Origin of the sequence: Micromonospora sp. AMSO12t (assembly GCF_008806585.1) — a bacterium.
Lineage (GTDB): Bacteria > Actinomycetota > Actinomycetes > Mycobacteriales > Micromonosporaceae > Micromonospora > Micromonospora reichwaldensis.
In genome coordinates this window covers 1-9,169 of the sequence record NZ_WAAS01000253.1, presented here as the reverse complement: position 1 = coordinate 9,169, position 9,169 = coordinate 1, and the positions used below count along the sequence as shown (strand labels likewise).

At 73.1% G+C, this 9,169-nt stretch carries 8 protein-coding genes; 5 read left to right on the top strand and 3 right to left on the bottom strand.

Going from position 1 to position 9,169, the window contains the following annotated elements; translation table 11 throughout:
* On the top strand, positions 1–545 hold a 545-nt coding region (locus F6X68_RS26575; protein WP_151456840.1), incomplete at its 5' end, for a hypothetical protein.
* 202 nt (positions 546–747) lie between these two features.
* On the opposite strand, the gene F6X68_RS26570 is transcribed toward F6X68_RS26575, so the two are convergent.
* The gene (locus F6X68_RS26570) at positions 748–2,172 is read right to left on the bottom strand and encodes an MFS transporter (protein WP_151456839.1); all 1,425 of its coding nucleotides are present in this window, start codon (positions 2,170–2,172) and stop codon (positions 748–750) included.
* Between the two features lie 85 nt (positions 2,173–2,257).
* A complete protein-coding gene (locus F6X68_RS26565; protein WP_132239717.1) occupies positions 2,258–2,494 on the bottom strand; it encodes a hypothetical protein in 237 nt (78 codons plus the stop codon).
* 150 nt (positions 2,495–2,644) lie between these two features.
* Between F6X68_RS26565 and F6X68_RS26560 the strand changes: the two genes are divergently transcribed.
* The 3 genes from F6X68_RS26560 to F6X68_RS26550 all read left to right on the top strand — a co-directional run bounded on the left by F6X68_RS26560 (position 2,645) and on the right by F6X68_RS26550 (position 6,140).
* Complete coding sequence (locus tag F6X68_RS26560; protein ID WP_151456838.1) at positions 2,645–3,775, top strand: geranylgeranyl reductase family protein; 1,131 nt, start codon at positions 2,645–2,647, stop codon at positions 3,773–3,775.
* A 232-nt stretch (positions 3,776–4,007) separates the two neighbouring features.
* Positions 4,008–4,199, top strand: coding sequence for a hypothetical protein (locus F6X68_RS26555; RefSeq protein ID WP_151456837.1), 192 nt, complete (start codon positions 4,008–4,010; stop codon positions 4,197–4,199).
* Between the two features lie 264 nt (positions 4,200–4,463).
* Positions 4,464–6,140, top strand: coding sequence for an ABC-F family ATP-binding cassette domain-containing protein (locus F6X68_RS26550; RefSeq protein ID WP_151456836.1), 1,677 nt, complete (start codon positions 4,464–4,466; stop codon positions 6,138–6,140).
* Between the two features lie 123 nt (positions 6,141–6,263).
* Here F6X68_RS26550 and F6X68_RS26545 read toward each other — a convergent pair whose 3' ends face one another.
* Positions 6,264–8,054 (bottom strand): bifunctional UDP-sugar hydrolase/5'-nucleotidase, encoded by a 1,791-nt coding sequence (locus F6X68_RS26545; RefSeq protein WP_151456835.1) that lies wholly within the window; start codon positions 8,052–8,054, stop codon positions 6,264–6,266.
* A gap of 212 nt (positions 8,055–8,266) precedes the next feature.
* Between F6X68_RS26545 and F6X68_RS26540 the strand changes: the two genes are divergently transcribed.
* Positions 8,267–9,169 (top strand): SDR family oxidoreductase, encoded by a 903-nt coding sequence (locus F6X68_RS26540; RefSeq protein ID WP_151456834.1) that lies wholly within the window; start codon positions 8,267–8,269, stop codon positions 9,167–9,169.

Sequence of the window (9,169 nt, the reverse complement as noted above, 5' to 3'; positions counted from 1 at the left end):
TCGCCGGTGGCGTGTTCGCCGGTCCCGCGACCGCGCAGGCGGCCCCGTCGGTGGAGTCGACGCCGGTGGCAGTGGCCGTGCAGGCCGACAAGCCGTCGGTCGACAAGGCCAAGCTGATCCCGCACGGTGTGCAGGGCGCGCAGTCGCGTATCGACCTGTCCGACGAGCAGGTGGCGAACGTCAAGGCGATCGTCGCGGCGACGAAGAAGGCCGGCATGGACGAGCGCGCCGCCGTGGTGTCGATCGCGACGGCGTTGCAGGAGTCGAAGTTGGAGAACCTGGGTCATCTGGGTGACCGCAACGACCATGACTCGCAGGGTCTGTTCCAGCAGCGTCCGTCCAGTGGGTGGGGCACGGTGGAGCAGATCACCGACCCGGAGTACTCGACGATGGCGTTTCTGAAGGGTCTGAAGCAGGTCGACGGGTGGCAGGACATGCCGCTGACGGAGGCCGCGCAGACGGTGCAGGTGTCGGCGTACCCGGACCATTACGCCCAGTGGGAGCAGCAGGCCGCTGACCTGGTGGCCGAGCACTGGAACAGCTGACAGCAGTAGACGAATCGCCGCTGGCCGGCACCCCAACCGGGGTGCCGGCCAGACGCATGTCGGGCCGCGATGACCGGTGGCAGAGCAGGGCGAGCGCGGCGACCTGGCGTCCCACCGGCGGGTGCTGGCCGGGGGCGCCGGCCGTCGTGGCGGCTGGCCCAGGCCTGGCTCGACGCCCGGCTGGAACTGCTGGAGACCGTAGTCACCGGCGGTGGCCGAAGGCGACGTCGACCAGGGCCGCGACCAGCGCGAGTGCGATCACCCCGGCGGCCAGCAGCAGCGAGTGCCGGAACGCGAGCGAGAAGTCCCCGCCGCTGGCGGCCAGCGAGGAGAAGAAGACCGAGCCGACGGCGGCGATCCCGGCGGCGGACCCGATCCGCTGGCCGGTCTGGAGCATGCCGGCCCCGCTGCCCGCCTGCCGCACCGGCACCTGGGACAGGGTCAGCGTCTGGTTCGGCGCGATCACCAGACCACTGCCGAGCCCGGCCACCAGCAGGGGGGCCGCGGTCAGCCACGGCACGGCGGCGCCCCTCGGGGCCAGGTTCAGCACGACGACCACCGCGACGAGTCCCACCACGACGGTGAGCAGCCCGACCGCGACCAGGGGACGCCCGAAGCGGTTGACGATCCGGCCGCCGAGCGCGGACGCCGCGGCCGAGCCCAGCGCGAACGGGGTGATGGCCAGGCCGGCGACCAGTGCGCTGTAGCCGAGGCCGTTCTGCAGGTAGAGCGTGAAGATGAAGAAGATCGCCGTGAACCCGCCGAAGTAGAGCAGCGCGATGAGCGATCCCAGGGCGTACGACCGGAAGCCGAACAGCCCCAGGTCGAACAGCGGTTCCTGGCGGCGGCCGTACCACCGTTCCCACGCCCCGAAGACGGCCAGGGCGAGCAGCCCCGCCGGAACGAGCAGCCACTTCGCCGGGCTCCGCCATTCCTGCTGCACCAGCGGCAACAGCACGGCCAGCACTCCCACGCCGAGCAGCAGCACCCCGACGGGGTCCAGCCGCCGGTGGTCGCGTGGGCCGGCGGGTCGGCCGGGGAGCAGCCGCCAGCCGAGGACCACCGCGAGGATGCCGACGGGCACGTTGACGAAGAACACCCACCGCCAGCCGTGCGCCTCGCCGCCGACGGCGATCAGCAGGCCGCCGAGCAGCGGGCCGACGGCCGTGGAGATGCCGATGGTGGCGCCGAGCAGCCCGAACGGGCGACCCCGCTCCGGCCCCTGGAAGAGCTCCTGGATGAGCCCGGTGACCTGCGGGTTCACCACCCCGGCGGCGGCGCCCTGGATCAGCCGGGCCGCGATCAGCCATCCGGGCGAGGCGGCCAGCCCGGCCAGCGCGCTGGCCAGGGTGAAAAGGGCGATCCCGAAGACGAACGCGCTTCGCCGGCCGCGTGCGTCGCCGAAGCGGCCGGCGGAGACCAGCACCAGCCCGAACGTCAGGGCGTACCCGGAGAGCACCCACTGCAGGTCGCTGGGGGAGGCCCCGAGGGCGCGGTCGATGGACGGGACGGCGACGTTGACGATGCTCACGTCGAGCAGCGTCATGAACGCGGCGACCAGCCCGACCCCGAGGGCCTGCCAGCGGCGCCGGTCGTCCGGCGGCGCGGTCGTGTCGGCCGGGCTCATCGTGCCTCCCGTGGACCAGTGATCGGGCATCGTCGAGCGCTACCCCGGTCCCCGGGAGGCGAACCATCGCGAGGTGCTCGGGGGCTCACGCCATCTGGCGGGCGCAGAACCGGGGACCGAAGTCCAGCCCGGCCATCGGCGAGTCCTCCCGGTGCAACAGGTTCTTCTCGGTGAGCTGGTGCAGCGGCGCCCGCAGCTGCTCCTCGGTGAGACCGGCCTCCTCGGCGATCAGGTCCGGGTACGGCACCTGTCCCCGGGCCTCCAGCGCCGCGACCGCGTCGTACACCCGCTCCTCGACATCCGACAGTTGCACCTGCCGCATGGCCTTTCCTCCTTCGCCTGTCCCGCCCCTGCGCGGGCGGTTACGCCGCTGCGGTTACCCGGTGGACGGGCGAAGATGCCCACCCGATCGGGCGGTGCCGGTGGCCGCGCCGTCGGCGCCGCGGGCTGCGGTTTGCCCTAGGCTGCACCAGTGATCGTCTGGGATCTCGCCGTCGTCGGCGCCGGCCCCGCCGGGCTCTCCGCCGCCCACGCCGCCGCCCGAGCGGGCGTGCGCACACTGGTGGTGGAGCGCGCCGCGCACCCGCGTTACAAGACCTGCGGGGGCGGTCTGATCGGCACCTCGCTCGCGGCCGTGGCCGACCGGATCGAGGTGCCCGCGCACGACCGGGTCGACCGGGTGACGTTCACCCGGGACGGGCGTCGCCGGTTCACCCGCCGCCATCCCGGCGGGCCGCTGGTGAGCATGGTCCGCCGGGAGGAGTTCGACGACCGACTGCGGGCCGCCGCGGTCGCCGCCGGTGCCGAGGTGCGCGAGCGCGTCGCGGTCCGCGCGGTCGAGCAGGACCCCGACGTCGTACGCCTCAGGCTGGCCGACGGGGACACGGTCCACGCGCGGACGGTGGTCGGGGCGGACGGCTCCTCGGGGGTGACCGCCCGGCACGTGGGGGTCACCCACCGGCAGGTGGACCTGGGGCTGGAGCTGGAGCTGCCCGTGCCGCCGGAGGAGCAGGCCCGCTGGCGGGGCCGCCTCCTGCTGGACTGGGGTCCGCTGCCCGGCTCGTACGCCTGGGTCTTTCCTAAGGGCGACCGGCTGACGGTCGGGGTGATCGCCGCCCGGGGCGAGGGGGAGCGGACCAGGGCCTACCTGCGCGGGTTCGTGGACCGGCTGGGTCTGTCCGGGGTGGAGCCGGCGCACGACTCCGGCCACCTGACCCGCTGCCGGGCCGAGGACTCGCCCCTACGTCGGGGCCGGGTGCTGGTCGCGGGCGACGCTGCGGGGCTGCTGGAGCCGTGGAGCCGGGAGGGGATCAGCTACGCGCTGCGTTCCGGCGAACTGGCCGGCGCGGCGGTCGCCGCCGGTGACCTGGCGGGTTACGACCGCAGGGTCACCCGGGACCTGGTGCCGTCGATGCGCGCCGGGCACCGGCTGCTCGACGTGTTCGCCCGGCGGCCGGGGGTCTTCCACGCGCTGTTGGCCACGCCGCCGGGCTGGCGGATGTTCGTGCGGTTCTGCCAGGGCCGGGCGAGCTTCGACGAGACGTTGCGTCGCGCCCCGGTCCGGGCGGCGCTGGCGCTGCTGGACCGGCCGCCGAGCGGCTGAACCCGGCCGCGGAGGCCCACACGTCCTGGCCGCGCACGTCCTGGCCGCACCTTCTGGCGCGCAGGCCTGGCCGCACGTCGTCGGCGCGCGCCTGACCAGCACGCCGATCGGGCGCGCCGGACACGCGCCACACGGCAAGCCGGCCCTCGCCTTTTGCCCAGGATCCTAGGATGCCTTAGCGGTGGTGTCCGACGTCACCACCGCACACAATGATGACGTCGAGGGAGAAGTCATGGCAGAAGACCACTCCGGACCGTCGTTCACCGACGAGGAGTACAGCTTCCTGCGGCACGTGCGCTTCGGCGAGCTGCCGCCCGCGGTCCGCCCCGAGGAGCGGACGGCGCTGACCGAGACCGATCCGCGGCGGGACCAGCCGGATCCGGGCGACGAGCGCGACCGGTGGGACCTGCGGCACGGGGCCTGACGCCCTGCCCGGGGAACGGGGGCACAGCTCGATCACCGTTCCTGCCGGTTCTTCCTACGGCCTGCCCGACGGAGCGAAATCCGGACGAGCGGGAGCGCCCGCGCTGCTAGCCTGGTCGCCATGGCACGAGGTATCTGGTCGCAGAAGATCCGCTCCGCCCGCTGACGGCGGCGCCTGCTCTCTGCTGATCCGCGCTCGCCGTCCCGGTTCCCGCCGGGCGGCCGCTTGCTGCTGCCCGGCTCCACCACGAGCTGCGGAGCACCCTTGAACCTCACCCCGACCACCGAAACCCTGTCCCTGCCCGTCGCGGCGGGCGGCGCCGCGCACGTCCGCGCCAACGGCGTCGCCGTCGTCCGCGGCTCCCGACGGGTCCTCGCCGACGTGTCGGTGACTGTCTCCGCCCGGTCCCGGATCGCCGTCGTCGGCGAGAACGGCCGCGGCAAGACGACGCTGCTGCACGTTCTCGCCGGCCTCATCCCGCCCGACGAGGGCACCGTGCACCGGGCGGGCACGATCGGCCTGGCCCGACAGGAGCTGTCCGCGCGTGACGGTGAGACCGTCGGCACCCTGACGTCCGAGGCGCTGGCCGCGTCGTTGGCGGCCCTCGCCGCGCTGGACGAGGCGTCGCTCGCCGTGGCCGCGGGCGATCCCGGCGCCGGAGACCGCTATGCCGTCGCGCTGGAGGCCGCCACGGGGCTCGACGCGTGGGACGCCGAGCGCCGCATCGATGTCGCCCTGGAGGCCCTGGGTGCGTGCACGGACCGCGACCGCGCGTTGTCGGAGCTCTCCGTCGGGCAGCGCTACCGGGTACGGCTGGCGTGCCTGCTCGGCGCGCGGCACGACGTGCTGCTGCTCGACGAGCCGACCAACCACCTCGACGCCGACGGGCTGGACTTCCTGACCCGCAGGCTGCGCGAGCACGACGGCGGACTCGCCGTCGTCAGCCACGACCGGGCGCTGCTGCGCGACGTCGCGGACCGGTTCCTCGACCTCGACCCGACGCGCGACGGGACGCCGCGCCTGTACGCCGGCGGCTACGACGCCTGGCAGGACGCCCGGCGCCGCGAACGTGAGTCCTGGGAGCAGGACTACGAGGAGCAGCAGGCCGAGCACCAGCGGCTGCAGAACGCGGTGTCCAAGGCCCGCGACCGGCTCTCCACCGGCTGGCGGCCCGACAAGGGGACCGGTAAGCACCAGCGCCAGTCCCGCGCGCCGGGCGTCGTGCAGGCCCTGCACCGCCAGCAGGACGCCCTCCAGGCGCACCGGATCGACGTGCCGGAGCCGCCGCCGACCCTGCGGTGGCCCGACCTGAGCGTCCGGCGGGGTGCGCCACAGTTGCGGGCGTACGGCGTCGCCGTCGACGGGCGCCTGACCGGTCCGGTCGACCTCACCCTCGACGGCGGCGACCGGCTGCTGGTCACCGGGGCGAACGGTGCCGGGAAGTCCACGCTGCTCGCGGTGCTGGCCGGCGCGCTCCAGCCGACGGACGGACGCGTGTGGACGGCGAAGGAGGCACGGATCGCCCTGATCGACCAGGAGACCGCCGCGCACGACCCCGGCCTCACCGCCCGCGAGGTCCACGCCCGTCACGTGGGGCGGCTGGTGGCCCGCGGGGCGCTCCGCGACGCCGAGGCCGTCCCGCTCGGGGCGCTCGGGCTGCTCGACTCCGATGCGATGCGCACCCCGGTCGGGCGGATGTCGCAGGGGCAGCAGCGGCGCCTCGACCTGGCGTTGGCGCTGGCCGGGCGGCCCGGGCTGATCCTGCTCGACGAGCCGACCAACCACCTGTCGTCGGCGCTGGTCGACGAGCTGACCGAGGCGATCCGTGACACGAGCGCCGCCGTCGTGGTCGCCACGCACGACCGGCAGTTGCTGCGGGACCTCGCCGACTGGCCGCGCCTGGAGATCGGAGGTCGCGTCACGGGTCGCGAACGACGCTGACCCGGCTCGCGGCGCCGGCCCGGCCCGGTGTCACGTCGCGTACGTGGCACCGGGCCGGTCGTGCCGCCGGGCGCCGGACGGGCCGCAGGCGATCAGCCCACGGCCCGTCCGGTGGTGCGGGGATCAGAAGACGGGCACGCCCTCGCGCACCAGCCGCCAGTTCGGCTGGTAGAAGTCCGCCGGGTCGATGGTGCCCTTGGCCTGCGCCCAGTCGATCAGCAGCTGCCGGATCTCCTGCTGCTCGTTGTAGACCTGGGTCTTCACGATGCCGGGGAAGTTGCCGCCGCCGCTGCGCCGGTAGTTGTTGACCGCCACCACGAACTGCGCGTTGTCCGCCACCGGCGTGTCGGTGCCGGGCAGCACCAGGCGGGTGACGCGTTGCCCCACCGGCTTGGAGATGTCGATGTCGTAGTCCAGGCCGGAGAAGACGTCGTAGTTGTAGTCCGGCACGGCCGGGTCGCTGATCGTCGCCGGGTCGACCGGGGCGCCGGGGGCGAGGGTCCGGAAGTACTTCGCCGAGTACTCCAGGTAGGCGCGCACCTCGGCGCCGCTGAGCACGACCGCCTCGAGGGTGTTGTCGAAGACGTACAGCCCGGCCACGTCGCGGATCTTCACGTCGCCGGCGGGGAAGACCGCGGTCCGGCTGAACGGTGCCGCGATCGACAGCACCGGCAGGTCCGCGTACGCCGTGCCGGCCAGCGCCTCACCGACGACCTCGGTCTGCACGTGGTTGATGAAGTCCAGGATGGGGGTGTCCCTGTAGCGGCTCTCCGCCGCTGACAGCTCCACCGTGGAGCGGGCCACGACCTGGTTGACGTACGCGACGGTCTTCTGGTGCTGCGCCCGTACGGCGGCGAGGACCTTCGGGTCCTCGACCACGGTGTTGGTGTTCAGCAGGGCGGCGGACTTCTTGGTGATCTTCCAGCGGCCCCGATCGCGGGCCAGGGTGAAGTCCATCCGGCTCAGCCGCTGGCCCCACTTCGACGGCTCGGTGAGCAGCACCTGCTCGCCGGTCTGCTCGTTGGCCACGAACTTCTCGGCGACCTCGGCGTGGGCGTGGCCGAACAGGATCGCGTCGATGCCGGGGACCTGCTGGGCGATCAGCGCCGTCGGGTTCTCGATCGGCAGCTCCGGGCCGTAGCTGGAGGTGCCGCTGTCGCCGCCGTGGGCGGAGATCAGCACGATGTCGGCGCCGCGCGCCCGCATGATCGGCACGTACTTCGCGGCGGTGGCGATCATGTCGTCGAACCGCAGCTTGCCCTCGACGTTGGCCCGGTCCCAGATCGCGCTGCCCGGGTTGGTCAGGCCGAGGATGCCGACGCGCAGCGGCGGTGCGGCGAAGCCGACGTCGACCTTCTTGATGACGTACGGCAGGAAGGCCGGCTTGCCGGTGGCGACGTTGACGGCGTTGGCGGCCAGCGCCGGGAAGCCCAGCTGCGAGATCCACTTCGCCAGCAGCGGCAGGCCGTAGTTGAACTCGTGGTTGCCCAGCGTCACGGCGTCGTAGCCGAGCACGTTCATGGCGTTGGCCATCGGGTGCGTCGCACCGGTGGTGGTGATCGGCTCCTGCTTGGCGTAGAAGGTGGCCAGCGGGGTGCCCTGGATGGTGTCGCCGGCGTCGAGCACCAGCGTCGCCTTGCCGCGCCGCTCGGCGCGGATCTGCTTGACGAGGGCGGCCAGCTTGGCGACGCCCACGTCGTTGTGCTTGCTGTCGTCGTACTCGGCGTCGGAGTAGTAGTCCCAGTTGTAGACGTTGCCGTGGGTGTCCGACGTGCCGAGGATCGTCAGGTCCCAGGTCCGCGACCGGGCCGGGCCGGCCGCCTGGGCGGGGGCGGCGGCGATCAGCGGGACGCTCGCCGCCGCGGCCGCGGCGGCGAGCACCGTCCGACGCGACGGGCCGGAGGGAGAGGTCATGAGGTGCCCTTCCATGGGGGTTCGGGACGCCCGGTGAGCGCCGAGCGCACCATAAACGAGCGGCGGTCACTCCTGCCACAGCCGCCCGAGGTGTTTCATCACACCGGCGCGCAGGGGCATGGTCATGTAACACGGCGACGGCCGTTTCCGCTTGCCGCCGCAGGGTAGGGCGTGGGAGACCCCAGACCCGACCGGTGCGCGAGGAGACGTCGGTGAGCGAGGACCAGCACACCCAGCAGGACCCCACCAGCCAGTACGGCCAGCAGGAGGGACAACCGAAGCAGCAGCAGACGCCGCCCGGCTCGACGGAGGAGATGACCCCGAAGCCGGACCACGGCGAGGAGTCGTACCGCGGCAGCGGCAAGCTCGACGGCAGGCGGGCGTTGATCACCGGTGGCGACTCCGGCATCGGCCGCGCGATCGCCATCGCGTACGCCCGGGAGGGCGCCGACGTGCTCATCTCCTACCTCAGCGAGGAGGAGGACGCCGACGCCCGGGAGACCGTCCGGCTGGTCGAGGAGGCTGGCCGCAAGGGCATCGCGGTGCGCGGCGACATCACGGACGAGGGGCACTGCCAGCAGTTGGTCGAACGGGCCCTGCACGACCTCGGCGGGATCGACATCCTGGTCAACAACGCGGCCTACCAGATGGCACAGGACAAGGGCATCCTCGGCATCAGCGGCGAGCAGTTCGACCGGGTGCTGAAGACGAACCTGTACGCGATGTTCTGGCTCTGCCGGGCGGCCGTGCCGCACATGCCCGAGGGCTCGGCGATCATCAACACCTCGTCGATCCAGGCGTTCGACCCCTCGCCGCAGCTGCTGGACTACGCCACCACCAAGGCGGGGATCGCCAACTTCACCAAGGCGCTCGCCGCCGACCTGGCCGAGCGGGGGATCCGGGTGAACGCGGTGGCGCCGGGCCCGATCTGGACGCCGCTGATCCCGGCGACGATGCCGAACGAGAAGGTCGAGAAGTTCGGCCAGGACACCCCGGAGGGACGCCCCGGCCAGCCGGCCGAGCTGGCCCCCGCGTACGTCTTCTTCGCCTCCCAGGAATCCAGCTACGTCACCGGCGAGATCCTCGGCGTGACGGGCGGCCGCCCCACGAAGTAA